General features: G+C 63.8%; 27 protein-coding genes and 1 pseudogene. 10 read left to right on the top strand and 18 right to left on the bottom strand.

Annotated elements, in window-relative coordinates; all coding sequences use genetic code 11:
- Positions 1-12: 12 nt before the first annotated feature.
- From X744_RS153360 to X744_RS153350, 3 genes are all read right to left on the bottom strand, one after another.
- Positions 13-414, bottom strand: coding sequence for a VOC family protein (locus X744_RS153360; RefSeq protein WP_023760051.1), 402 nt, complete (start codon positions 412-414; stop codon positions 13-15).
- Positions 415-536: 122 nt separating this feature from the next.
- Positions 537-1,289, bottom strand: coding sequence for a pseudouridine synthase (locus X744_RS153355; protein WP_031260426.1), 753 nt, complete (start codon positions 1,287-1,289; stop codon positions 537-539).
- 128 nt (positions 1,290-1,417) lie between these two features.
- Positions 1,418-2,263: a helix-turn-helix transcriptional regulator gene (locus X744_RS153350; RefSeq protein ID WP_023760053.1), complete on the bottom strand. Its 846-nt coding sequence runs from the start codon at positions 2,261-2,263 to the stop codon at positions 1,418-1,420.
- Between the two features lie 90 nt (positions 2,264-2,353).
- Between X744_RS153350 and X744_RS153345 the strand changes: the two genes are divergently transcribed.
- Positions 2,354-3,244 carry an SDR family oxidoreductase gene (locus X744_RS153345; protein ID WP_023760054.1) on the top strand — a complete coding sequence of 297 codons (891 nt, stop codon included), beginning with the start codon at positions 2,354-2,356 and terminating at the stop codon, positions 3,242-3,244.
- A gap of 87 nt (positions 3,245-3,331) precedes the next feature.
- Here the strand turns inward: X744_RS153345 and X744_RS153340 are convergent, their stop codons facing one another.
- Positions 3,332-4,027, bottom strand: a complete 696-nt coding sequence (locus X744_RS153340; RefSeq protein WP_023760055.1) for a RibD family protein — start codon at positions 4,025-4,027, stop codon at positions 3,332-3,334.
- Positions 4,028-4,533: 506 nt separating this feature from the next.
- Between X744_RS153340 and X744_RS153335 the strand changes: the two genes are divergently transcribed.
- From X744_RS153335 to X744_RS01000000169845, 3 genes and pseudogenes are all read left to right on the top strand, one after another.
- A complete protein-coding gene (locus X744_RS153335; protein WP_023760056.1) occupies positions 4,534-5,481 on the top strand; it encodes a substrate-binding domain-containing protein in 948 nt (315 codons plus the stop codon).
- Positions 5,482-5,599: 118 nt separating this feature from the next.
- The gene (locus tag X744_RS153330; protein WP_023760057.1) at positions 5,600-7,165 is read left to right on the top strand and encodes a sugar ABC transporter ATP-binding protein; all 1,566 of its coding nucleotides are present in this window, start codon (positions 5,600-5,602) and stop codon (positions 7,163-7,165) included.
- Positions 7,162-8,080, top strand: a pseudogene (locus X744_RS01000000169845) (ABC transporter permease). Before X744_RS153330 ends, X744_RS01000000169845 begins: the two are co-directional and overlap by 4 nt.
- 61 nt (positions 8,081-8,141) lie before the next feature.
- Here X744_RS01000000169845 and X744_RS153325 read toward each other — a convergent pair.
- Positions 8,142-8,516: a hypothetical protein gene (locus tag X744_RS153325; protein WP_023760059.1), complete on the bottom strand. Its 375-nt coding sequence runs from the start codon at positions 8,514-8,516 to the stop codon at positions 8,142-8,144.
- Between the two features lie 187 nt (positions 8,517-8,703).
- Between X744_RS153325 and X744_RS153320 the strand changes: the two genes are divergently transcribed.
- Positions 8,704-9,006, top strand: coding sequence for a hypothetical protein (locus X744_RS153320; protein WP_031260430.1), 303 nt, complete (start codon positions 8,704-8,706; stop codon positions 9,004-9,006).
- A gap of 11 nt (positions 9,007-9,017) precedes the next feature.
- Here the strand turns inward: X744_RS153320 and X744_RS153315 are convergent, their stop codons facing one another.
- From X744_RS153315 to X744_RS153305, 3 genes are all read right to left on the bottom strand, one after another.
- On the bottom strand, positions 9,018-9,278 hold the full coding sequence (locus tag X744_RS153315) for a type II toxin-antitoxin system RelE/ParE family toxin (protein ID WP_245266679.1): 261 nt from the start codon (positions 9,276-9,278) through the stop codon (positions 9,018-9,020).
- Between the two features lie 47 nt (positions 9,279-9,325).
- Positions 9,326-9,616 (bottom strand): type II toxin-antitoxin system ParD family antitoxin, encoded by a 291-nt coding sequence (locus X744_RS153310; protein WP_023760062.1) that lies wholly within the window; start codon positions 9,614-9,616, stop codon positions 9,326-9,328.
- A 98-nt stretch (positions 9,617-9,714) separates the two neighbouring features.
- Positions 9,715-10,419: a helix-turn-helix transcriptional regulator gene (locus X744_RS153305; protein ID WP_023760063.1), complete on the bottom strand. Its 705-nt coding sequence runs from the start codon at positions 10,417-10,419 to the stop codon at positions 9,715-9,717.
- Between the two features lie 604 nt (positions 10,420-11,023).
- Here X744_RS153305 and X744_RS153295 point away from each other — a divergent pair.
- Positions 11,024-11,731, top strand: a complete 708-nt coding sequence (locus X744_RS153295; RefSeq protein ID WP_023760065.1) for a GcrA cell cycle regulator — start codon at positions 11,024-11,026, stop codon at positions 11,729-11,731.
- Between the two features lie 171 nt (positions 11,732-11,902).
- On the opposite strand, the gene X744_RS153290 is transcribed toward X744_RS153295, so the two are convergent.
- Both X744_RS153290 and X744_RS153285 read right to left on the bottom strand, forming a co-directional pair.
- Positions 11,903-12,211, bottom strand: a complete 309-nt coding sequence (locus X744_RS153290; RefSeq protein WP_023760066.1) for a DUF982 domain-containing protein — start codon at positions 12,209-12,211, stop codon at positions 11,903-11,905.
- Between the two features lie 108 nt (positions 12,212-12,319).
- Positions 12,320-12,601, bottom strand: coding sequence for a DUF982 domain-containing protein (locus X744_RS153285; RefSeq protein WP_031260436.1), 282 nt, complete (start codon positions 12,599-12,601; stop codon positions 12,320-12,322).
- Between the two features lie 264 nt (positions 12,602-12,865).
- Here X744_RS153285 and X744_RS153280 point away from each other — a divergent pair, with 264 nt between their 5' ends.
- The gene (locus tag X744_RS153280) at positions 12,866-13,468 is read left to right on the top strand and encodes a DUF6456 domain-containing protein (protein ID WP_023760068.1); all 603 of its coding nucleotides are present in this window, start codon (positions 12,866-12,868) and stop codon (positions 13,466-13,468) included.
- Positions 13,469-13,522: 54 nt separating this feature from the next.
- Here the strand turns inward: X744_RS153280 and X744_RS153275 are convergent, their stop codons facing one another.
- The 3 genes from X744_RS153275 to X744_RS153265 all read right to left on the bottom strand — a co-directional run bounded on the left by X744_RS153275 (position 13,523) and on the right by X744_RS153265 (position 17,014).
- Positions 13,523-13,855, bottom strand: a complete 333-nt coding sequence (locus tag X744_RS153275) for a hypothetical protein (RefSeq protein WP_023760069.1) — start codon at positions 13,853-13,855, stop codon at positions 13,523-13,525.
- Positions 13,856-13,929: 74 nt separating this feature from the next.
- Positions 13,930-15,912, bottom strand: a complete 1,983-nt coding sequence (locus tag X744_RS153270; protein ID WP_031260438.1) for an acyltransferase family protein — start codon at positions 15,910-15,912, stop codon at positions 13,930-13,932.
- 361 nt (positions 15,913-16,273) lie between these two features.
- On the bottom strand, positions 16,274-17,014 hold the full coding sequence (locus X744_RS153265) for a Crp/Fnr family transcriptional regulator (RefSeq protein ID WP_023760072.1): 741 nt from the start codon (positions 17,012-17,014) through the stop codon (positions 16,274-16,276).
- A gap of 320 nt (positions 17,015-17,334) precedes the next feature.
- Here X744_RS153265 and X744_RS153260 point away from each other — a divergent pair, with 320 nt between their 5' ends.
- The gene (locus X744_RS153260; protein WP_198032235.1) at positions 17,335-17,658 is read left to right on the top strand and encodes a hypothetical protein; all 324 of its coding nucleotides are present in this window, start codon (positions 17,335-17,337) and stop codon (positions 17,656-17,658) included.
- A 111-nt stretch (positions 17,659-17,769) separates the two neighbouring features.
- Here X744_RS153260 and X744_RS13960 read toward each other — a convergent pair whose 3' ends face one another.
- The 3 genes from X744_RS13960 to X744_RS153250 form a co-directional block, all read right to left on the bottom strand.
- Entirely contained in the window at positions 17,770-17,973 is a 204-nt protein-coding gene (locus tag X744_RS13960; protein ID WP_023760074.1) for a hypothetical protein, read from the bottom strand.
- Between the two features lie 123 nt (positions 17,974-18,096).
- Positions 18,097-18,768 (bottom strand): Crp/Fnr family transcriptional regulator, encoded by a 672-nt coding sequence (locus tag X744_RS153255; protein WP_023760075.1) that lies wholly within the window; start codon positions 18,766-18,768, stop codon positions 18,097-18,099.
- A gap of 454 nt (positions 18,769-19,222) precedes the next feature.
- Positions 19,223-20,254: a hydroxyacid dehydrogenase gene (locus X744_RS153250; RefSeq protein WP_023760076.1), complete on the bottom strand. Its 1,032-nt coding sequence runs from the start codon at positions 20,252-20,254 to the stop codon at positions 19,223-19,225.
- A 147-nt stretch (positions 20,255-20,401) separates the two neighbouring features.
- On the opposite strand from X744_RS153250, the gene X744_RS153245 reads away from it, so the two are divergent.
- Both X744_RS153245 and X744_RS153240 read left to right on the top strand, forming a co-directional pair.
- Positions 20,402-21,451, top strand: coding sequence for a LacI family DNA-binding transcriptional regulator (locus X744_RS153245; protein WP_023760077.1), 1,050 nt, complete (start codon positions 20,402-20,404; stop codon positions 21,449-21,451).
- Between the two features lie 94 nt (positions 21,452-21,545).
- Positions 21,546-21,755 carry a hypothetical protein gene (locus X744_RS153240; RefSeq protein ID WP_023760078.1) on the top strand — a complete coding sequence of 70 codons (210 nt, stop codon included), beginning with the start codon at positions 21,546-21,548 and terminating at the stop codon, positions 21,753-21,755.
- Between the two features lie 50 nt (positions 21,756-21,805).
- On the opposite strand, the gene X744_RS153235 is transcribed toward X744_RS153240, so the two are convergent.
- Positions 21,806-23,032 carry an NAD(P)/FAD-dependent oxidoreductase gene (locus X744_RS153235; protein WP_023760079.1) on the bottom strand — a complete coding sequence of 409 codons (1,227 nt, stop codon included), beginning with the start codon at positions 23,030-23,032 and terminating at the stop codon, positions 21,806-21,808.
- A 116-nt stretch (positions 23,033-23,148) separates the two neighbouring features.
- Complete coding sequence (locus X744_RS153230) at positions 23,149-24,645, bottom strand: hypothetical protein (RefSeq protein ID WP_023760080.1); 1,497 nt, start codon at positions 24,643-24,645, stop codon at positions 23,149-23,151.
- Positions 24,646-24,659: the final 14 nt, after the last annotated feature.

A 24,659-nucleotide genomic window follows, 5' to 3' on the forward strand; every position in this document is an offset into this window, starting at 1 on the left:
GGCGCAAGAGTCCTATCTGTCGAACTTCCTGATCGCCTCGGCGGTCACCGGCGTGAAGAAGTTCACCAGATTGCCGTCCGGGTCGCGGAACAGCATAGACCGGTTGCCCCAGGGCATGGTGGTCGGCTTCTGTACCGTGACGTCCCTTAAGGTGTCCGAGAGCCTGGCGAATTCCGCGTCGACGTCGCCGACGCGGAACTCGAGGATTGCCGTGTGGTTGTCGGCCGGGCGGGCGATGTCGCCGCCGAACAGCATCAAAGTGCGCGTGCTGCCGATCGCCAGCGTGCAGGAAGGTGTTGCGAGTTCGGCGAAGTCTTCCGTGTACATGGTCACCGGCATGCCGGTGATTTCGCCGTAGAAGCGCACGAGGCGCTGGACATCTGACGTGATGATGCGGACAGAGACGAAATTCATCGCATGGCTCCTGGATTGCTGGAGCCGCTGCCGCCCCATGGGCAGATATAGACCAAGTCTCCTGACAGCCCTCCGTCAGGAGAGCGCCGACGCGGTGCGCCGACACCGGCGACACGCCTCACTCAATCCACCAGCAGAGCCAGTTCTTCCGGTGTCAGATGCCGCGCGGTGCCCTTGGCGAGGTCGCCAAGCTGCAGGCGGCCGATGGCGATGCGGATCAGGCGCAGCACTTCGATGCCTTGCGCCGCGAGCAGGCGGCGGATGTGGCGGTTGCGGCCTTCGTCGAGCACGATCTCCAGCCAGGCTGTGCGGCCGCCGCTGCGCAAGAGGTGGATCGAGCTGGCGGTCAGGGTCTCGCCGTCGACGGTGACGCCCGCGCGGAATTTGTCCAGCATCGTCTCATCCGGCACCGTGCCGATCTGCACGTGGTAGGTCTTGGGCAAATGCGAGGCGGGGTCCATCAGCCGGTTGGCAAAGCGGGTGTCGTTGGTCATCAACAGCAGGCCTTCGCTCGCCTTGTCGAGGCGGCCGACCGGCGAGACGAAGGGCAAATCGAGCCCCTCGAGGCAGGCATAGACGGTGTCGCGCTGTTGCGGGTCGTCGCGGGTGGTGACCAGCCCGCGCGGCTTGTTGAGCATGACATAGACCTTGCGCTCGGCAACGACCTGATCACCGTCAACGACGATGCGGTCGCGGTTGAGGTCGACGCGCAGCGAGGCATTGCGCACCACCTTGCCGCCGACACGCACGCGGCCTTCCGCGATCAGCACCTCGGCCTGCGTGCGCGAGCACAGGCCAAGCTTCGACAGCGCCCGGTTCAGGCTGACGCCGGGCGCCGCCTGCCTGCCGCTTTGTCGTGTCTGCCGTGGTGTCATAGTGCCATTTGTGTTGGTGAAGCCGACAGATGCCATGGGCCGCGATGGCTTCGCAAGCCGTGCTGCTGCCTTGTATGCAGGGCATGGGGCAATGGCGGCATCCGCGCCGTCCGCCGTCGCCGCAGATATCAGCCCTGGTCCAACCCTTGCCCTGAGGGGCGCCGGGCGAGGGCGCGGATACGGTCGGCGACCGTGCTGTCGATCGGGTTGTAGACGATCATGCTCAAGTCCGGGCGTCCATCGACCGAGAATGCCGAGTATTCCAGCTCGATGTCGCCGAGCTGCGGGTGCTTCAGGCGCTTTGTCCCGTCACCGTGGCTGAGCACGTCGTTTTCCTGCCACAAGGCGGCAAACTCGGGGCTGACGCTGCAAAGTTCGTCGACCAGTTGGGCGACCTCCGACACCGCGCCGGCGCGTGCCGCATCGGCCCGGAACGCTCCCACCACGAAACGGGCGAGGCTTTCCCAATCGTGCTGCTTGGCGCGGATGACAGGGCTGCGGAACATGAAGCGCAGGATATTGCGCTGGCCGGCGGGCAGGGCGCTGTAGTCGGTCAGCACGATTTGCGCGGCGCGGTTCCAGGCAACGACGTCCCAGGTGGCGGTCTTGATCAGGGCTGGGCTGGCATCGAGTGTGTCGAGCAGTCGCTGGAGCCGCGGATTGACCCCCTCGACGCCCTTGTAGCGAACTTCGGGCGGTCGACCCAGCCCGAGCATGAAAAGATGTTCGCGCTCCGGCTCGGTCAGCATCAGCCCCTTGGCGATGCGGTTCAGCACGTCAGCCGAGGGCGCGCCGCCGCGGCCCTGTTCCAGCCAGGTGTACCAGGTCGGGCTTATGTTGGCGCGCTGGGCGACTTCTTCGCGGCGCAATCCCGGAGTCCGCCTGCGCCCCGAGAAGCCGAAGGAAGCCGGATCGAGGCGGGTGCGCCGGTCCTTGAGGAAGGCTGCCAGTGAGCCGGCTGAATTGATGGGCATCCTGTTAGGCATTATACCATGATAAGATCACTACTTTAATGGAATAATAGACCAGCAATATTACGCAGGCAACTGTGCAGGAGATTTTGCATGCGTATCTTTCTCACCGGCGCGACCGGTTTCATTGGTTCGGCGCTGGTTACCGAACTGATCAAGGCGGGCCACCAGGTGGTCGGCGTCACCCGCTCCGACGCCGGCGCCGAGGCGCTTGCCGCCGCTGGCGCCGAAGTACATCGGGGAACGCTTGAAGAGCCCGACGGCCTGCGCGATGGCGCGGCCAGGGCGGAAGCCGTGATCCACACTGCGTTCGACCATGACTTCTCTCGATTTGTCGAGAATTGCGAAAAGGACAAGCGTGTCATCGCGGCCCTCGGCCAGGCATTGGCGGGGTCCGAGCGGCCGCTGGTGATCACCTCCGGCGTCGGCGCGGGCAGCCCCGGCTATGGCCAACCGGCAGTCGAGGACATCTTCAACCCCAGCCATCCCAATCCGCGCATTGCGTCGGAACTGGCCGGCAATGCGTTGCTGGAGGCCGGCATCAACCTGTCGGTGGTGCGCCTGCCGCAGGTTCACAATCCGGTCAAGCAGGGGCTCATCACGCTCTTCATCGAAATCGCGCGCCAGAAAGGCGTCTCGGCCTATATCGGCGAAGGCCGCAACCGCTTCTCCGCGGGCCATCTCCTCGACGCGGCGCGCCTTTACCGGCTCGCCGTGGAAAAGCGGCAGCCGGGCGCGCGCTATCACGCGGTCGCCGAGGAGGGTGTCGAAGCGCGCGCAATCGCCGAGGCGCTTGGCCGGAGTTTGAAATTGCCGGTCGTTTCGATACCGCCGGAAAAGGCGGAGGAGCATTTCGGCAGGATGGCGATGTTCGCGCCGATGGATCTGCCGGCCTCCAGCGCGCTGACCCAGGCACGGCTGGGCTGGCATCCGACCGGCCCGACGCTGATCGCCGATCTTGATGCCATGCCATACGCCGACTGACGGCTGAAGCCTCGGCGCCAGAGTGGACAAGATGGGGCCGGTAATCTCAGTCAGATTACCGGCCCTCTTGTACGAGAGCGCATCCATTCAGGGCGCGACGGCGTAGCGCAGATGAACGAGCCCATGCGCGAGCGCTTCGCAGCTCGTCAGGGACAACTGCATCTTGCCCGCCAGGCCGCTCTCGCCGAACTCGACGAAACCCTGGTTTGCCGCCCGCCCGTCGAGCGCCGGCGCGACGAGAAGGCTCAGCTCATCGACGAGCCCTGCCGCGAGGAAAGAACCGTTGATGCCGGCGCCGCCCTCGAGCAGTAGCCTGCGTATGCCGAATTCGCGGCAGAGTACCTCGACCATCGACGCGAGATCGATGTCGGCGGTTTCCGCGACGATATAGGACACGCCGTCGGCGGCAAGTTCGGCGAGATGGCTGTCGGCAACGTCACGCCCAAGCAGCACCACGACATGATCGCCGCCGATGTCGGGTTTGGAAAAGTGAAGCCTGCCCGAGGGATCGAGCGCCACGGCATAAATGCCCGCACCGGCCTGCGCGAAATGATAGGGCCGGTCGACCTTGCCGGCATTGGCCGGCGGATGCGCGACGGCTTTGCTCATCTCGGCCATGGTGACGCGGCCGACGATCCAGGCATCGCCCGCGAGGTCATTGTGGATATGCTCATAGAGGCTGGACCATTCGGCCAGGGTGCCGTCGGGGCTCTTGGTGTAGCGGCTCGGGTGGAGGCCGCCGTCAAGGGATGCCAGCATATGGCAGATGATTTGCGGCTTCATGCAATTCTCCAAATCGTGGGCTTCGAAAATTCAGGTCTTGTTGTCGTGCATATCGTTCTCCCAAAACCGGTGCCACTTTTGACGATCTGCATTGTCCCAAAGTAGTGCCGGACCAAGGGAATGGAAGTCAGGCGCCCCGACCACGCGAGACGGCCGCACGTGTCGGAGCAGCGCTTTCGCTTCCTGGCCCAGAAAAAGAACGGACTGCAAGGCCCGGCCGACCCGAGCCGATCGCCAAAGGGCAGGAAGCCGCAATCCAAAAATCCGACAATTCCGATAAGTTGCCCGGTAGCTCCGTTATATCGATGTTGCACAAATGGTTGACCCCGGGCTAGCATCCCCGCGCAGGCGTCGATGGGAGGCTCTTTTTTACAGCGGCGGCCGGCTGGAGCGGCATGCGTTTTCGGGCGCAGGGAGGATGCTCCAACACTTTGAACCGACGCACGATACTTCCTGAAACCGATCCCGGTTTCTCGGGGTCGTGCGTCCTTGTGGAGGAGGATCTCATGAACAGACGCGAATTCCTGCTGTCGTCCGCGGCCTTTGGCGCCATGATGCTTGCCGCACCCTCGGCCTTTGCGCAGAACAAGCTCACCATCCTGGGCTCCGTGCCCAATCTCGGCTTTCCGTTCTTCGTGCACATGCTGAACGAGATCAAGGCGGAAGCCGCCGCGCAGGGCGTCAATCTGACGGAAAGCGACGGCCAGAACTCGGCCACCAAACAGACCGCCGACATCGAGGCGGCCCTGGTGCAGAAGGTCAACGCCATCGTCATCTCGCCGCTCGACGTCAACGCGCTGGCGCCGGCTATCGAGGAAGCGGTCAAGGCCGGCGTTCCCGTGGTGACGATCGACCGCCGCGTCGACGGCGTCGAGGGTATTCTGGCCCATGTCGGCGCCGACAACGTCAAGGGCGGCGAGGCCGAAGCCCAGGCGATGGTTGCGGCGTTCCCCAACGGCGCCAAGCTCTTCCATCTGCAGGGCCAGCCAGGCGCCGGCCCGGCGATCGACCGCAACAAGGGCGTGCACAATGTGCTCGATCCCCTGAAGGACAAGTACCAGATCGTCTTCGAGCAGACCGCCAACTTCGCCCGCGCCGAGGCGCTGTCGGTGACCGAAGCCGGCCTTGCCGCCAACGGCAAGCCGGACGCCATCGTCTGCGCCAATGACGACATGGCACTCGGCGCCATGGAAGCCTGTGCCGCGCGCAACTTCACCGACGTCAAGATCTACGGCTTCGACGCGCTTCCCGAAGCGCTGGTCGCGGTGCGCGACGGCAAGCTTGCCGGCACCGTCGAGCAGTTCCCCGGCGAGCAGTCGCGCACGGCGGTCCGCATCGCGGTCGCCTTTGCCAAGGACAAGACCGAGCCGAAGGAGAAGCTGGTGCTGCTCACACCGATTGTCATCGGCAAGGACAATCTCGACAAGGCGGAGCGGATTGGCGAGACGAAGTAGGGGCGATTGGTAAGCCGGCGGGACAGCACCCCCCTCTGTCCTGCCGGACATCCGGCAGGACAGAGGGGGTGCTCAAGCGCTGATGGAGCCGTGATGAACTGCATCGAGGAAGCAACCATTGTCGCCTGCTGAAGCCGCATCGCCCGAACCTATCCTGCTTGCCGTCGAGGGCATTACCAAGCATTTCTCCGGCGTCACCGCGCTCAGCGATGTCTCGCTCGACATCCGCCCTGGCGAAATCCTCGGCCTGCTTGGCGAAAACGGCGCCGGCAAGTCGACACTGCTGAAAATCCTGTCGGGCGTCATGCCGCCGTCGGGCGGCCGCATCATTTTCGACGGCGCCGACTATCAGCCATCGAGCCCCCAGGATGCCAAGCGGCTCGGCATCGTCACCATCTATCAGGAGCTCAGCCTGATCCCGACGCTGACGGTGGCGGAGAATATTTTTATCGGCCGCGCGCCAGTTGGTCCGCTCGGGCTGGTCAGCTGGCGGCGCATGGAGCAGGACTCCCGTGACATCATCGCCCGCGTCGGCCTCTCCATCGATCCGACGACGCCGGTGTCGGCTCTGTCGGTGGCCGAACAGCAGCTGGTCGAGATAGCGCGCGCGCTGTCGCTGAAAAGCCGGCTGATCATCATGGACGAACCGACCTCGGCGCTGACCGAGACCGAGGTGCAGCGGCTGCTGTCGATCATGGACCGGCTGCGCAAGGACAACGTCGCCATCATGTTCGTAACCCACCGGCTGGAGGAGGCGTCGGCCATCTGCGACCGCATGACGGTGCTGCGCGACGGCAGGCTGGCCGGGCATCTCGACCGCGAAGGCGGACCGATCGCGCTGCCCAGGATCATCGAGAAGATGGTCGGCCGGGCGGCGTCGGAACTTTATGCGCGGCCGGCGCAGCGCGCGGTTGCCGGCGATGTCGTGCTGTCGGTGCGCGGACTGCGCACCGTGCGCGATCCCGAGGCGCCGCACGCCATCGTGCTCGACGGCGTCGACATCGATCTCAAGGCCGGCGAGATCCTCGGCGTCGCCGGTCTCGTCGGCTCGGGCCGCACCGAACTGGCGCGCGCCATTTTCGGCGCCGACCGCATCGCGGCCGGCACCATCACACTCGATGGCAAGCAAATCACCCCGGCGTCACCGGCCGATGCGATTGCGCTCGGCATCGGCCTGGTGCCGGAGGACCGCAAGCACCAGGCGATCTTTGCTGCGCTCGGCATCCTGCCGAATTTCTCCGTCGCATCGCTGGGCAGCTTCAGCAACGGCTTCGGCTTCATGGCAGAGCGGCGCGAGCGCGATGCGCTTGCCGGCTTCAGGAAGATGCTGTCGATCCGCATGGCCTCGCCCGAGCAGGCTATCGAGGGCCTGTCAGGCGGCAACCAGCAGAAGGTGGTCCTGGCGCGCTGGCTGGCGCGCGATCCGAAGGTGCTGATCGTCGACGAACCGACGCGCGGCGTCGATGTCGGCGCCAAGACGGAAGTGCACCAGATCCTGGTGCAGCTTGCGGCGCGCGGCATCGCGGTGATGATGATCTCGTCCGAATTGCCCGAGGTGCTGGCCGTGTCGGACCGCATCGTCACCATGCGCCGGGGACGCATCACCGGCGAGATGCCGGGCGTCGAGGCAAACGAGGAAAGACTGATGGAACTGATGGCTCTCGACTGCAAGGAGACACCATGAGCGTGGCGGAGGAACAGCGCGGCGGCATCAATTTCGCGCGCCTGCTGATGAGCTTCGGGCCGCTGCTGTTCCTGTTGGCGCTGATCGTGGTCTTCACAATGCTGAAGCCTAGCTTCATGGACCCGATCAACCTGTTCAACATCACGCGGCAGATCTCGATCACCGGGCTGATCGCGCTCGGCATGACCTTCGTCATCCTCACCGCCGGCATCGACCTGTCGGTCGGCTCGCTGCTCGCCTTCTGCGGCATGGTCGCCGCGGTGGTCGCCAAGGGCGGCACCGCCAACACGCTGTCGCTGTCGACCTCCGGCACGCAAGGTTTTGGGTGGTTCGCCGCTCTGCTCGCCGCCGTAGTTGTGGGGGCGGCGGCCGGTGGTGTGCAGGGGCTTGTCATCACGCGGCTGAAAGTGCCGCCCTTCGTCGTCACGCTGGGCGGGCTGACGGTGTTTCGCGGGCTGACGCTGACCATCTCCAGCGGCGGCCCGATCTCGGGCTTCGACGCCTCGATGCGCTGGTTCGGCACCGGGCTGATCGGCCCCGTGCCGNAATGCCGAGGCGGCAAGGCTCTCCGGCCTGCGCGTCGACCGCATCCTGGTCTCGGTCTATGTCATCGTCGGCTTCTTCGCCGGGCTCGCCGCCTTCGTGCTGTCGGCGCGGTTGAATTCATCGGAGGCGGTGGCTGGCATCGGCTACGAGTTGACTGTCATCTCGGCCGTCGTCATCGGCGGCACCTCGCTGTTCGGCGGCATCGGCTCGGTCGGCGGTACGGTGGTCGGCGCGGCCCTGATCGGCGTGCTGCAGAACGGGCTGCAGTTCAACAACGTGTCGTCCTACACGCAAAGCATCGTCATCGGCCTGATCCTGATCCTGGCGGTGGCGTTCGACCGGTGGCTGAAGTCGCGGGTGCGAAGGTGAGGCAACGAGGAGCGCTTAGCGCCGGTCCACCCCCTCTGTCCTGCCGGACATCTCCCCCGCGCTATGCGAACCGCTTCTCAGCCTCGCATGCCCACAGAAGATGGCTGTAACGGCGGAAGTAGCGCGCCACCAGACGCTGCTGTTTGGCTCGGATGAGGTCAGGCAGGCGCTGCTCCTGGCGCCAGCGCGGCAAGTTGCGCCAGCAGGCGATGAGGCGAACGGCATCCGTGATGGCTTCTTCAGCCGACAGTGCCGGGCCGAGCGCGGCCAGGAACAAGGTCTCCGAGTATTTCAGCTCGTCGATGACAGCCTTGCGCCTGATGTGATCCTGGCGGGCGTACGCGATGCCATTGCGGCGGATCGCCTCGAAAGCTTCGAGCAGAGCTGGGCTGTCGCCGGCATAACCGCAGGCGCGGGCGAAATCGGCGGCGTCCATTGTCACTCCCAGGACTAATGTGGCGGTGGGTTCGTGGCCCGACTCACATTTGCAAAGAGACATAAGCATAACTCAAAAAATTATAGAAGAAAAACTTTTATGGCTGTTTGAAAACTGCGACTCGACTCCCGGCGCAAAACACAGGAATATGCGAACAAATCAGGAACAAAAAAGGTGAGGAGGGGCGATGGCATTGCCTGGCAGGGAACCAGTGATCGCGCATGTCGCCTCGATCTCGGTCGAGTGCGCCGATTGCGGCCGCAACAGATGGTGGCGGCCCGATCAGTTGAAGCGGTTCGGGGTGACGGGAAATACACCGCTGGCCGCATTGTCGGGCCGCATCGTCTGCTCGGCCTGCCGTGCCGACGGGCTGCCGGGGGCAACCGTCACGATCCAAGCGGCGTTCATCGACGAGCGTCAGCGGGTGCGCAGCGAAGCGCGGATGCTGAATGAGCGCGAGGTGCCGCTGGAGGGGTCGAGACGGGCTTGATGAGGTGGCCGTCAGAAGGCGTCGTCTTCGTCGGAGAGGATGACGTCTCGCCCGCCGTGAAAGATTCGAACGATCGTCACGGTCTTGTCTTTGATGGTGAATGCGATCGTCGCCCGCCTGCGATAGCCCACGGTGCGGAGGCCTGGCCTGACATCATCATGGCGCGTCCCGCGTTCGGGAAAAGTATCAAAGTCCGAACAGTAATCGATGAGGCGATCGACATAGGCTCGCGCAATTCGTTCGCCAGCCTGTGGAACCAGATAGATCAGCAAATCCAGCAGGTCTTTTTCTGCGGCCTCACTGAAGACGACCCTGTGCGTCACGCTTGGCGTGAACGCTTGCCCGCCAGTGCATCAATGCGGTTGTGAAGTCGCTTGCGTACTTCCTCGAGAGGTGAGACGAGCGAAGGATCCTTCTGAAGCGCATCCATTGTTGGCGCAACCTCTTCCCGCAGCCAGCGATCGACCGCTGCGTCGCGTGCGGCAAGCGTTCTCAAGCCATCGCGGATGACTTCGCTTTCGGTGGCGTACTCGCCGGATGAAACCTTGTCCTTCACCATCTGCGCCATCTCAAGCGGCAAGGTAATGGTCAGTGGCTGGGTGGTGCGCATTGTCATTCCCCTGGGCAAATGGGATGCGTATGACTTAATCATACGCTGTTGCGCAAGCCGCGGCCAGTGGAATGATGGCACTTGGGCGCGATGAATCCTCAATACCCCAGCAATTCCTTCAGCGGAATCACGCGCCAGACATGTTTTATGGCGTAGCGGTCGAAGGTTAGCGTCTTCGGCGGATTGTATTGCTCGACGACCAGCTCGGCTGCGGTGCGCTTGACCAGCTTCTTGATGAAGGCCTTGCCGTTGCGCTCGTTTTCTTCTGGAAACGTCTCGATCACGACGTGGTCGCCCGGCACGGCGTCGCGGCCGCCGCAATAGATCAGGTCGCCGGGCTCGTAGCGCGGCACCATGGAATCGCTCAGCACGTGCAGCGCGAATACTTTTGGCACGTTGCGGACGCCCGGCGGGCGCTGGACATAGCCCGCCGGCTCGCCGTTGAAGGTGAAATCGCCATCGTCGCCGCCGACGGCCGCGCCCAGCACCTCGATATCCATCGACCCGGCAGGCAGGGGGGCGGCATCGGTGACGATCTCGGCGTCGGCGACCGGGCCGGCATCGTCGAGGAAGACGACCTGCCCTTGGCCCAGTGCCACCGGGTCGACGCGCAGGAAGGCGGCGGTCTTCAAGAGGTTCTCGGTCTTGGGCAGGTTGCGGCCGGTTTCCCAGTTGCCGACGGCGGCGACATCGGTGTCGTTGTGCTCGGCGATGTGGCGCATGACCAGGCCGCGCTGCTTGCGCGCCTTGCGGATAGCCGCCCCGACCTTGATCGACAATTCCGTTTTAGCCATGACACCCATGTGAGCGATGAAAGCGGCTCTCGTCTATGAAAGAATGGCTTGCATTATGTTTTGAGTTATGCTTATATCTGGTGATGCAAAACCTGTCCAGCTTTCATGGCGCCGAGGCGCCTGACTCCCATGGGGCGCATCCGGCGACTGTCGCCGGCACCCTTCCGTTCCGGCCGTCCTCCTCCCCGGCCGGGGCGAAGCCCGAGGTCCGGTGCTCCAAGGCACCAGCCCCGGGTCCGGTCGGCCCGTCAACGGCGACCGGAACGGCCGGAGCCGCCGCTCCCCGCGGCTCCGGCCCCCAATTCGACCGGCATGGCGCCGGCCCGATGTCTTCGGGTCCATCTGGCCGATCCTACATCCGCACCGAAGACGGCACCGTCATCCTTTGCGACAGGGCGATCGGCAGGGCGGTTTCGGCCCCCGACAGAAAGACGGCGGAGGCCCGGCTTTCGCGCCTCGTCGAAGCGGCCGGACAGCGAACCCGGTCCGGCTGAGCCGGCGGCGCAAGCCGGGCGTCGAACCACACAACCCTGAGTGCGGCCCAATGGGCCCAAACCCTGACGCTTGCCTGGCGGCGCGTGGCCGAAGGCAGAACTTTGGATGGAGTCTGGAAATGGCAAGTTACACCGAGGCGGAATTGCAGGAGATTGCCCGCTGGCTGGAGGCCGGGCTTTCCGCTTCGAGGATCGCCGCCGCTTTCAGCGCGCTGCGCGGCAGTGCGGTATCGCGCGATGCCATTGTCGGCATCGTGCACCGCAACGCCATGCTGGGCGCGATCGGCTTTGGCAATGGCAAAGGGCTGCCGGTCGGAGCCAAGCAGGCCGTGGGCAAGCACGCTGGAAGCAAGCTGGCGAGCACAATGCCGACGCACGGCAAAGAGAGCTCCAGGCCGGTCGCCGGCACGGTCGACGCCGCGAACGCCGCCAATGGGACCGGCATGCGTAAGGCGGCCGCCACGCGCGACACTTCGCCTGGCTGGCTGCCGCCGCGCCTGGTGGTGCCCGAGGCGGATGTGCTGATCGCCGACGGCCAGACCTATCGTTTCACCGTGCCGGTGCCGCCGCCTGCACCCGTGGGCCGCCAGCCGCATGGCGTGGCGATGCGCTTCATCGACTGCCTGTTCTCCCGCTGCCGCGCGCCGCTGGACCTGACGGTGGAAGAGGATACCGACATTTCCATTGCTGAAGAGGGGGATGCGCCCGGCGACCGGCCAGGCGCCGACATGCTGTGCTGCGGCATGCGGACCAGTGCGCTGAAGAGCTACTGCACCTATCACCAGACGCGCTTCCGCCGCAGGGTTTTCGCGGTGGAGGCGGGGTGAGAGAAAGCGTCCCTTCTTCCCGTTCGCGGGGCGAAGGTGCCGGCAGGCGGATGAGGGTCAGCACTCAAGTGGAAAGCAGATATGAACTTCAAGCATCCGACCGAAGCGCCGCCCCTCATTGCCCTGCCGGGCACTTCTCCTCGTAAACGGGGAGAAAGAAGCCTCTTCGCTCTATTTCGGCGCCTGCCGGCCCTGCTTGGGCATGTGGCTTTGCATGGTTTTGGCCTCGGGCGTCATGGTCGAGCCGCCATCGGCCACCAGAATATTGGCCACCCGGGCAAAGCCGGTGAACACTTTCATGGCATCGGCTTCAGAAATCTGCGCGGCGATTGCAGCACTGCAGGCGTTAAGCGCGCTGCGGTAGACATGGCCGCGCCGCTCAAGCGGCCAGCGCTGCAGAAAATCGGCGGCTTCGCTGACGCTGTCGATCTCTTCGATATCTCCGTTCATTCGCACCTTAAGCGGCACTCCGGTCTTCATGGTACCCACGGCGTTCACCTTCGCTTTGCGCGCGGCTTCACTTACCGCTCCACTAAACGCGCCGTGCGGGCGGGCGGTTGCATCAATTCTCCGGTCAGCGCGCGCCTTTCAGGGACTGACCACCGCGTCCAGCCAGTCGCGGGCGCGGCTTTTCGGCTTGGCCACCAATATGTTCTGTTGCCTGGCTGCCTTGGTCAGAGCCTCGAAGGCGATGCGCTGGCTGCAGGTACCATCGACGGCGAGCGCAACCAGCCGGGCCGCCTCGACATAGACCGGCGAAGTCTTGTCGGGCCATTGCTGCTTGAGCGCCCCGGCTGCCTCGGCCACCGACCCGACCAGCATGGTTCTGTTGTCGCAAAAGCGCAGGGTTATCGGCACGAAAGCTGTCATCGACATGTCTCCCGTAGACGCCGCATAACGTCGAAAATTCGCGCTGGTTCCATCACACCGAATGCCGGCACAGCTGGGCAGGTGCTGCGATGAGTCGAACGTTTCTCGGATCTCGCCAATCGTCAGCGTCGTGGGAAAGGCGGCGAGGACGAAGCTGCCAGTCCCCTTCCGCGTGGGGAGAGATGGCCGGCACGCCAGAGGAGGCGCGAAGGATCGCCACCATGCCAGCTCCCGCACACCCACACCCAAGCGAGGACCCTACCCATGCCCAGGAAAACCAAACCCGCCAAACCCCAAGCGCCCAAACTGCCGAAGGGCGAGGCCGAGCAGGTGCGCATCCGGCGCGAGATCGGCCATGATTTCGCACTGAAGGACGACGCCTTCGGCCGCAAGCGGCTGACCGCCGGCACGCGGGAGGCTGCCCGCGTCTACGAGGTGTCGAACGACGGCTTCACCGCCACCGGCGGCATCGTGCGGGTGGGCACTATCGATCCGCTGCTGGGCATCACCTCGCTGTCGAGCCAGCAGCGCGAAGCCGGCCTGCGCTACCGTCAGGATTTTCGCTGCAGCCAGCAGGCCAGCGTCAAGCCGATGCGCTGGAGCGAGCGCGTCGACGGCGGCCGCCACGGCGGCGGAATCGTCGATAGCGTGCTGGACGCAGGCCGCGCCCACGCCGCCGCTACCAGGGCGCTGGGCCATTGGGAAGTGGCCGCCGTGGTGCGACGAGTCTGCTGCGCGGGCGGGTCGATCAAGGGCGTGGCCGAGCAGACGGGGGAGGATAGGGATGTGGTGACAAAGATGTTGAAGGTGGGGCTGGATTTACTGGCGGTGCATTATGGAATGATGATCGGGAGGCGGATGGGCTGAGAGACGGCGCACTGATCCGGCCGGCAATGCCGGTCGGATCTGTCAACATCAGGGTTATCGGCAGATGCGAATCTCTTCGATGATCCTGTGATGGTGGCGCCAGTGCCTCACCACTTCGATGTGGCAACGGTGGAAATAACGGTGGTGCCGGTGGAAATAAAGCGGCCTGTAGCCGTTGTCGTAGTCGTCATAGGGGCTGTAGACGTAGCGCGGGCTGTAGACGTAGCGGCCGCCATAGGCCCCATAACCATCGTAATAGTCGTTGCCGTAATAGTCGTTGTAGCCGGCGCCAATGCCGATAAAGACATGACTGCGGGCATCAGCGGGGGCGATCATCGCCGCCGCGGAAGCAATGGCGATAACCGAAACAAGCAGGAGCTTCTTCATAGCTGCCTCCTCTTCAAGGTTGACCTAATATAACCCCCGAGACGCGGCAGCGTTCCATGGATTCGTCTCACCCCCTAGAACAGCGCCCCCTCCAACGGCCCTTCCAGCGTCTCGGCAAACGCCGTTGCCAGGTGATGCCTGTCACGAAAGGCGAGTTGGCCTGATATGACGACATGGCAGGCGGTCGGGTCGCAGAAGCGGTCGGTGAGGTCGATGTAGCGTGTGTCGGGCACGCTGTACACCACGGCGCGCTCGGCGGCCGCGGTGCTGTCGTTGGCGGCCTCTGTCCTGGGCGTGTCGCAGTGCGGCGATGGTGCTTCGCGCCACCATAAAGCGCGCGCCACGCAGGAGTCGGCGAAGCTGGCGTTGATCGGCGTGTCGCGAATGACAGCCGTCTCGACCCCTGCCTGGCTGAACGCCTGTAAGGTCGAGCGCAGGCCGGCCTGCCAGCGCGCGATTTCGGCCGCGCGGCCGGCGGCGGGCATGTCGCGGATCAAATTGCCGATCGAGAATTCGGAGATCACGACCAGGCGCGGCTTGCGGCGGATGATGTCCGATATAGCCTGCTCGCGCCAAGCGTCGCATTCGGTGTAGTCGCGCTTCAGCACGGCATTGAAGGTGGAGAGCCGCGAGGCGCGGCACGAGGATTTGAGATAGGTGATCACTTTGGTGTCGTTGCGCTTCGCCGCTTCGACCAGAGGCGTCGACCAGTGATCGGCATGCGAATCGCCGAACAGCACGATGGTGTGGGCGGCGTTCGCCGCGCCGAACACGCAAGGTTTTGGCGTCACCGTGTGGAAGTCCAGCAGGCAGCTCTTGTCGGTGGCGCGCACGATGGAAGGTTTTTCGGCGGCCTGCTCGATGCCGCGCTGCGCAGTGTCGATGTTGCGCGCGGCCAGATGCGCATTGGCATAGGCGACCGCCACGCCGGCACCGGTCAGGGCAGCGGCCGGGATCAGCGCCCGGGCGCCCGCCGCCAGCCAAGCGCCACGCCGGGCCGGGTTCTCGATCAGGTGATAGGTGAACACCGACAGCGACAGCGCCAGCACGCCGCAGCCCAGTCGCTGCGGGACGGACAGGTCCGGGACCAGCATCCCGGCATAGACGATGACCGGCCAGTGCCAGAGATAGAGTGAATAGGAGAGCGTGCCGATCCATTGCAAAGGCGGCAGCGACAGAGCGGTGGCCGGTGCAAAAGCCTGCCAGCCGGTGCGCTGTTGGGCCGGCCTGCCGGTCTGTTCCGCGCTGGCGCCGCTCAGCAGCACCAGCACGGTGCCGGCAACCGGCAGCAGGGCACGCCAGCCGGGGAAGGGCAGGTTCTCGCTCAACAAGAGATAGGCCGCCGCGATCAGCGCCAGGCCGAGCCAGCCCAATGCCGAGAGCAGCCCTGGACGCCACCGAAGGAAAGCCACTGGGGCCAGCGTCGCCAGGCCGCCGGCGGCGAACTCCCAGGCGCGCAACGGCGAGAAATAGAAGGCCCAGGCAGGTGCTGCGCTGGTCAGCCACAAGCAGGCGGCCAAGGAGGCGAGGCTGGCGACGCCGATTACGGCGGCAGCCGTTCGCCGGCCAGGACGCAGCCAGGCGGCCAGCAGAAGCAGTGCCGGCCAGGCCAGGTAGAACTGCTCCTCCACCGACAGCGACCAGAAGTGAATGAACGGATTGCTGGCGGCATCGGCGGCGAAATAATCGAACGACCAGCGCAGCAGCCACAAATTGATGGTGTAGGCGGAGGCAAACATTGCGCCGCGCGAGTAGAGCGTCTGCTCTTGCGGCGCCAGGATGAAGTAGCCGGCGGCAAGCGTGGCCAGGATGACGAACAGGGCTGCCGGCAGGAGCCGCCGCGCGCGCCTGGCATAGAAGCGCCAGAGGTCGAGCCGGCCGCTCTCGGCGATCTCCCGCATGAGGTGGGTTGATATCAGCCAGCCGGAAATCACGAAGAAGATATCGACGCCGGCAAAGCCGCCGGGCAGCGCGGTGAGGCCGAAATGATAGGCGACGACGCCGCCGACGGCGAGCGCGCGCAATCCTTGTATGTCCGGCCGGAACGCTGCCGCCACGATAAATCCTTCGTGCAAGCCCAGCCCCGAGTCCTTGGCAGTGTCGGTCGGTCGGGCTGATATCGCAATGCAACAAATCTAACGCAGCGCAACATGGTGAAAAGAGGGGTGCTGATCCTGAGGACATCCAGCAGCATGGAGACTGGCTGATGTTCCAGGCGGCGTTCTCGACAAGCACTTCATCTTCGAGCATCCGGGCACAGAGACGACGTCGAAGGGCTTTGGCAGCAGATCAGCATGCCATCTTACCCGTCGCTGCGGCTGGTCATCCAGGTGACGGACGATATCGACCGCGGCACCAGTAGCGCGGCGCCTATCGAGAGACTGCAGGCGCCAAAGTCCGACAACGAAGCTTGATATGTCAAGCTGCGCCGGTCTCGCCGATCAGCCTGACATATTCGGCCTCGGGGTCGCCGTAACTGCCATTGGCGAGCTCGATCAGCCCGGCGCGGTCGCGAATGATGATCTCGCCCCGGCGCGCCCGGATCAGCGCGCGACCTTCGAGCAGCTGGAGGGCGACGGTTACGCCTGGCCGCCTGACGCCAAGCATGATGGCCAGGAATTCGTGCGTGATAACAAGGTGTTCGCCGCGAACCCGGTCATCGCACATGAGCAGCCACCGCGCCAGCCGCTCCTCCAGCTTCAGCCGTGCATTGACGAGCGCCGTGCAGCCGGTCTGGGTTTGGAGCGTGTTGACGAAGCGTAGCAGGAACATGCGCAAGGTCGCACTTGCCGTCAATGCCGCATTGAAAGGGCCGGCTTCGATGCGGATCGCTTCTCCTTCGAGCTGCACGAAGCAGGCATGCGCGGAGCGGTCATCGCCCATCACCAGTGAAGTGCCTGTCATGCCTTCGAAGCCGATGAAGCCCACTTCGGCCTCCTGGCCGCTCGTCGTCCTGGCGACCACCGAGCCAATGCCCTGTTCGATGAAGTAGACGGCCTCGATCGGAACGTTGGGAGTCGCCAGCATCTTGCGCAAAGGCAAATCGCAGCGCTGCATATGCGGCTGGAGCAGCGCGAGGTCATCCGCGCTCATCCGCCTCAACAGCTCATTTCGGTATTGCTGGTTCTTGCCGAGGTCCGGCCTATCGGAATTAGTCATGGCGCAGCCCAATGCAGGGCAAGAGCCATCCGATCTCGCAACCTTCCGCGCCTGTAAAAACGTGCGGACGATCGCGTACTGGCTCTGGACAAAAAAGGCTACGAATTCGGTGCACGGCGCCCCCTAACGCCGCTCGCATACGAAAAGATCGACCCAAACGTTAGTGTCGGAAACGTACCAAGCGCCGCTTGGTACGAAACCGACATATTGGCGGACAGCGCGGATCACGGGCAGGCCGATAAAAATCGTCGGCTAACGACAAAGGCGCCCCTGGCGAACCCTCAGAAGTCGGTCTACGACACAGTCTTCCGGCCGAAGAATTGTACGATCCATACAGTGACCACGCCAATATTGACTCTCCCCGCAGCCAAATTAACTTTTTGACCCACAACGTCTGGCGGTGGGGTGCTGCCCGGAGCGGGGTTCTCATGTCGAGCCTTAACAAGCGCCATTCCTGCTTTCATCCTTCCGACCTGCAGCTGTGCCAACGCGTCTTCGATCAGGTCTGCTTCGAACGCAAACTTGACCGGATGTCACTGGAGCCGGACGTGCAGGAGCTGGCAGCCACGGTTTTTGTTCTTTTCGAGAATGGCTGCAGGATTGAAACCGAATTGCTCGACAGTTTCAGGCGAACACGCCAATGACCCGCGCCGATGACCAGGGTCACGTCCTCGATGCCCGGATTTGAAAGCGAGCCTTACGACACCGCGATCTTTGCAAAGGGCAGCGTGTTCGAAACAGCGTCGAGCACAAGCTCACCTCGCATCGATAGCTTTGCTTGTCGCCTTTCGGATGCCCGGCTTGCGCTTTGCCGCCCCGGTCAAAGCCTGCGACGAAAGCCGCAGTTCTCGCAGCCGGGCCGTCTTTGCCTGACGCGCCTGGCGTTCGATGGCGATGATCGATTGCGCCTCGCGGGTTGCACGTTCAATCCGTTCTTTGTCCTGAGGCAGTCGGGTCAAGGAAGCTCTCCTCCTTCGGTGGCACTCAAAATGCGGGCCGAGAGGAAATGTTCCAGCGACAAGTCGCTTAGTAAGAAAAAAATATCATTGCGCGATCAAGGGCAACAGGCTCTGTCTCGATCTTCAATCCTCCGAACCTCCCAAAAGCCTGACATATTCAGCTTCTGGCTCGCCATATCCGCCACTGGCCAGCGCGATCAGTCCAGGACGGTCCAGTATGACGACCTCTCCCCGGCGCGACCGGATCAGAGCAAGACCTTCCAATTCTTGGAGGGCGATGGTCACGCCTGGCCGCCTTACGCCCAGCATCGTGGCGAGGAATTCGTGGGTGATGGAAAACTGCCCTCCCACCACGCGGTCATCGCACATCAGCAACCACCGAGCCAGGCGACCCGTCAACTTCAGCCGCGCATTGACAAGCGCAGTACATCCGGTTTGGATCTGTAAGCAATTTACGTACCGCAACAGGAACAGTCGCAACGTGGGACTGGTCGTTAAAGCCGCATTGAAGCTGCCTGCGTCGATGCGCATTGCTTCGCCTTCGAGTTGCATGAAGCAGGCTTGCGGTGCGCGGTCGTCGGCCATCACCAGGGAATATCCAGCCATCCCCTCATAGCCGATGAAACCGATCTCGGCCTCGTATCCTGTGGACGTGCGCGCGATAACCGACGCAATTCCGCGCTCGATGAAATAAACGGCTTCAATAGGCACGTCGGGCACCACGAGAGACATTCTCAGCGGCAGGACTACCCGGCGCAAACTCGGCTCAAGCAGCGCAAGGTCTTCGGCGGTCATCCTCCGCAACAGTTCATTTCGGAATCTTGAGGAGATCTCGCTAACCAGCGCCTGGCCGGTGGCAGTTGTTTTTGGAAGTTCGTAGTTCAATGTGCAGCTCCCGCAGGGGCGGGAGCGCGATCGACACTCTCAAGCGCCAGTGCCCGTTTAGTAGCTGGCGACAACACCATTGTACGCTTTCGACAATGGGTTAGCGAGTCATTAGAAACGCTGCATGTATTCTCAGGAGGGGTGGGCGACGATTGGCGGAGGGATCCGCCACATTTGCTCAAGGGACGCGCAATGCTCCAGCGCCATCTGAACCAGCTGTCTCGACAGAGGTTCCGCGAGCTGTCCGCTTGCGTCGGCCATTGTTAGGGGCGCCTGGAATTCGATTGGAGGAGTTCCTGAGCGATGGCAGGCGATCCGGTTGCCGAACGCTAACGCGGCCGACCGGAAAGTGACTGAATCCCTTTCAATTCCTGTCGGCCGGCTTGGAGCGCATGCGCGAAACCGTCTCACGCTCGGCGCGCTTGGAGCGCAGCGGCGGCAGGCCGCGGTCGATCAGGTCCATGTCCTCCAGCACCATGTCGCCCATGCGCTTGAAGGCGATGTCGAGCGCGCCGGCGCGGTGGGCCGAGCGCAGGAAGCCGGGCAGGGCGCGCACCGGATGGTCCAGCGCCAGCGGCTCTTCTGGGAAGACGTCGCTGGCGGCGACAATATGGCCGCTCCTCACCGCCGCTATCAGCGCCGGAAATTCCACCACGCCGGCGCGGCTGAGCAGGATGAAGGCGGCGCCCTTGCGCATGCTGGCAAAGGCCTCGGCGCCCAAAAAGCCCTGGTTCTCGCTGGTCACCGACGCCACGACGAAGACGAAGTCGCTGGTCGACAGCACGTCGTCGAGCGAGGCCGGCTCGACGCCATTGTCGATCAGGATCGAGGGTGGCAGCCAGGGATCGAAGACTTTGGTGCGGGTGCGGAAGCCCGACAGCAGCCGGTTCAGCGCGCGGCCGAGATCGCCGAATCCAATGATGCCGACATCGGCGCCCGACAACAGCCGCGCCGTCAGGTTGCCGTCGCCACCCCAAAGTTCCCGACCCTGGCGGAAGGCGAGGTCGGCATCGACGATGTTGCGGGCGAGGTTGAGCGCCATGGCAAGGCCAAGCTCGGCCACGGGCTCGGCGAACACAAGGCCAGTGGTGACAACATGGATACCGCGTTGGAACAGCGTCTCGTAGGGCATGTTGTTGATCAAATTGGTCTCGACATTGAAGACGCAGCGCAGCGCCTTCATCTGTTCCAGCGTCTTCGGCGAGATCGGCGGCTGGCCGATGATGTAGCGGGCCTCGCCGAGCACATTGGCTGGCAGCTTCGCGACGCCTTCAGCCGTCGTTTCGACGATGCGGTAGCGCCTCTTCAAGCGCGCGAGTTGCGGCTGCGTGAAGATGAGTTCGAGCGTTCGTGGTTCCGGCGCGCTGATGACCAGCGGCAAGGTATTGTTTGACATGACGATTCCTCCCGGCGATGATCTGGATCGCGCCTCTCTCGGGGGGAGTGTTACCTTGGATTAAACGATTTACAACCACGAAAAATCGATTTACTCCTATTGCAGCGGGCGAGAAATGCGTTTGCCCCCGCCTCGGGAAAAGAACCAATGGCGCATAGGCAGGCCCAGCAGCGGCGTCCGTCGATCCACGACGTGGCAAGCCGCGCCGGCGTGTCGGCCGCCACCGTCTCCAAGGTCATGGCCGGCGTCACCACGGTGAAGCCAGAGAATGCGCAGCGCGTCATCGATGCCGTCGAGCTGTTGGGCTACCGCATCGATCCGCTTGCCTCCGACCTGCGCCGGGCCAAGCGCCGCATCATTGGCGCGATCATGCCAGAGTTCGAAAGCGAGTTCTTCGGCCAGATGGTCACGCAGCTCGAGAGCTTCGCCGAGCAGCGCGGCTATACGCTGGTGGCGGCATCGAGCCGCGAATCCGAGGCGCGCGAAACCGAGATCCTGGCCCGCATGCATGACTGGCGGGTGGCCGGCGTGGTGCTGGCGCCGGTGCGCAACGAACATGGTCCGGCTGCCGCATTCATGAAGGCCAACGGCATGACCGGCGTGCTGATCGACCGCGTGCTGTCCGACGACGCCTTTGACACCGTGTCGGCCGACAGTGCGTCCGCTAGCGCTGAGGTCGCGCGCGAGCTGATCGGCAAGGACCATCGCCACATCCTGGTCGTCGGTCTGAGCGAACAGGCGGCGACGGGGCGCGCCCGCCTAGAGGGCTTTCGCGCCGCTGCACGGGCACTGGCGCCGGATGTTCGCATCGACGTCGTGCTTGCCGAAGCCGATGTCGAAACACTGCGGGCGCAATTGCGCGACTATTTTGCAAAAGGCGAACGGCCGACGGCGGTCTATTCGCTGTTCCTCAAGGGCACGCTGGTGGCGCTGTCCGAATTTCGCCGCCGCGGCTGGCACTGCCCCGACGACATTTCGCTGGTCGGCTTCGACGACGCCGAATGGATGCAGGTGACATGGCCGGCTATCGCCGCCGTGGTGCAGCCGGTGCGCCAGATCGCCGGCCACGCCATGGAGGCGCTGTTTGCCAGGATCGCGGGCGGGGAGGAGCCGCCGATCGCGCGGCTCGAACCTTGCAAGGTCTTGATGCGGGAATCCGTTGGCTCGCCAAGCTTGTCACAGCCAAAACCGACCTGAGCGGGGCCGCGCGGCCGGGTTTCGATGTCGGGAACGGACTTCAGTCTTGTTCGTTGAAGTGGCAATTCGAGTCAGCAGAACGAAGGAGAGAGCCATGGTCAGCGAAGCCGACCGCGATCCACTGCATCATACCCAGAAGATGCAGGCACGCCTGCAGGACACCATAGATCACCTTCGCGAGGACATCGGCAAGGTCGACGAGCCCAAATTCAAGGCGATGTTCGAAACCGCGGCAGAAGTCCTCGGCGGCCTGAAAAAGGCCTTCAGTGACTACGAACAAAAGAATGAGGCCGCCTGGCGCTGACTAACCGCTGGATGCTGTCGAGCTGTTTCAGCCTGGCGCTCACGGGTACTCTAGATGTTGTCGAGCGGAGGCAGGACGTCCAATCTAGGCTCCTCCGGAATAGCCTCAAGTGCCCGCTTCGGCGATAAATGTCTGATCTTGCGGCCAACTATCATCAGTCGGCGGGCAGTGTTGTTGCGCAGCCGGCGGATACGCCATCCCAATCCGGCCTCGGTGGAGATTGCCTTGGCGTAGAGGCTGGAGCGCATGGCGGTCGCGTCGGCGGCTATCTTGATCGGGTCGTCGTAGAACGTACAGATCTTGTCGACGCCCATGCCGGGCGTTTCCAGCCAAGCGGGGATGTGGGTCGACAGGCGATCGACATCGGTAGCCACCCGGCGGATGCCGTCACCTTGCGCCGGGCATGTGGTGGAGAACGCGTCGCCGATGAAGACGACGCCACTCCGGCGGTGGCCACTGGTGGTCGTCAGGCTGACCTGTCTCAATTCGACCGGGCTGGCGAGGGCGAAGTTGCCGCATTGCGCTGATATCTCGGGCATCAATTGCAGAAGCATTTGTTGCGGATCCGCGCGAAACGCTTGCGTCCACGCCTCGGCAACGGTCCGGTAGACAAACATGTTTGCCCGCATCCGGTTGCCGATCCGGAAGACGGTAAGAAAGGCAATGCGATGCCCAATGCGCCTGGGATAGAAGGTGAGGGAACGAGAACCGAATTCCTGCGGAGAGATCGCCAGATCGAATCCGATCGATAGCGAATGCGCCTTCGAATTCTCAACGCGCTCCACCCCGATGGCGCGGCGCACCGCTTCGCTGTAACCGGTGGCAACAACCAGCAGCCTGGCGTCGATGACGGTGCCGTTGGTGAGCACAAGGCGCTGCCGGTCCGGCCCAGTCGAGACCTCGGCGACCTTGCCCACAGTGAGCGGCACTTCAGGCGGCAGGGCCTCGCGCAGGCCGTTTACCAGTGGGCCGTAGGAGAACCCGAATTCCGAGTCCTGCTTGCGATTGAAGAACTGTCCGAGCCGGAAGACATGGATGTCGGTCGTCGGAGTGACAAGGGGCCTGATGACGGGACCGAGGCCGATCTTGTCGAATAATTGCATCTGTACCAAGCGGGTTTTCTCGGCCCGGAACTCGTCGTGATGGACGCGGTGCGGATCGATCAACGCCACCTTGCGCCCGGCCTTGCCCAGCACGGTTGCCAAAGTGGCGCCGGCCAGCCCGGCGCCAACGATCGCCACTTCGACTTCGGTTTGGCCAGCCTCTGCGGTACTCATTTCGCTGCCCTTTCCGGTAGCAACTTCAAGATTACAATACGTTAGAAAGATATCTTCCGGACCCGAATCAACCTCAAGCAACCGAAGCGCGTGTCTGGTAGTAACCAATGTTTAGGTTAATAGCGGACCCGTCGTTTCCAGCGTGGTGCGATCGCCGAACCATCGATGAATTCAAACCCGCCCGCCTCGTTGAGTGTGTGAAGTTTGCGCCCACTCCATAGCGCACCTGGATTTAAGATGGTTTCAACGACCTGCTCCATGCCGATCAAATCAAGGTGAGAAACGCGTGCGATGCCGAGAGCCGCGCCATAGCTCCTGCGGCAGTCCTGAACCGGGCGCAGCAGGTCGTTGCCCCGCTTGACCATGCGGCCGGCCGGCCGCGCCGAGGCGATGTCGATCAGCACGGGATTGTTCGGATGCGGCGTCCAGGGACCGCGAAAATCCGGCGCCGACCATAGATGCAGCGCGTCGGAGAAGGCGCCCCCGCTATCCCTGACGGTGGCGAACATCCACCAGGCGCCGCCATGCTCGACCAGGGTGGCGTCGCTGGCGACGACACCCGATAGAAGCGTCGCCTCCTTGACCCATCCGCCGGGAAAGGCGGTGGCCCGGTAAAGATCGACCGTGCCGTTGGCGCAGCTTTCCGGGATCATCCAGACCTCGCCGTCACGTTCGAAGACGAAGGGGTAGGAGAGATGGTAGGGCAGGTCGAGCACCGGTTCAGGGTGTCCGATCGGGCCGGCCGGACCGAAGGGCACGGCGGAGATGATGGCGCGGCCCAGCCGGTGGATATAGTCCTCGACGAACAGGGTCAGCTTGCCTTTGTAGAGGATCGGGAACGGGTCGGCATAGAAGCGGCTGCCGTCGTCCGGCAGCTCTCGCCAGCCCGATGCCGGATGCGCGCGCAGATCGAACAGATCGCGGCCGTTGGTTTGCCGCCAGCCGACCTTCCAGTGCGGCGCGTTGTAGCAAAGGTGGTAGATCTTCTGGACGATGCGCCGCGCCAGCGCCTTGCCGGCTCTTACGCCAAGCTTGCCGGCCGAGGGCATTGGCGGGGGATTGGGTTGCGCCGGCTCGGGCAGATCAGGCACGGATTTTGCCGTGCCTGTCATTGCAGCGACGATCAGGCTGACGGTGCGCGCCAGCATGTCCTGGAAGGAAGCGAGCGCGATGCCGCCATATTCGGTTCCCAGGCGCCCGGCGGCAATTGCAACGCCGTTCTCTTCGATACGGGCAAGCGGCGTGCGGCCGGCGAGGATCAAGGCCAGCAAAGCCGCTTCGCCGCTGGCGCGATCATAGGTGACGCGCCAGACCCGCACGCCATCCAACTCGACATCGCCGCAGAGGTCGACAACCAGATCGGGCGAAGCGGGCGCCTGCGTCCGGTAGGGAGCGAGTGCCGAAAACGGCACACGCTTCGCCAGCCCATCATGGGACAGCCCGTGTATCGCCGTTTCGAGTTGAAACAGCGCCGCGGCGCTGCGCGGGATGCCGCCGCCCGCAGGCTTGGCGTCGACGGACAGTTCGACATCGTCAAGCGCTGCGAGGCGTTCCAGCAATGCGATGTGAAAGGCGCGGACGCAGTCGCCGTCCAGGCGCAGGCTTACCTGCATGTTGGTGGCCCGAC

The organism is Mesorhizobium sp. LNHC252B00, assembly GCF_000502955.1.
Lineage (GTDB): Bacteria > Pseudomonadota > Alphaproteobacteria > Rhizobiales > Rhizobiaceae > Mesorhizobium.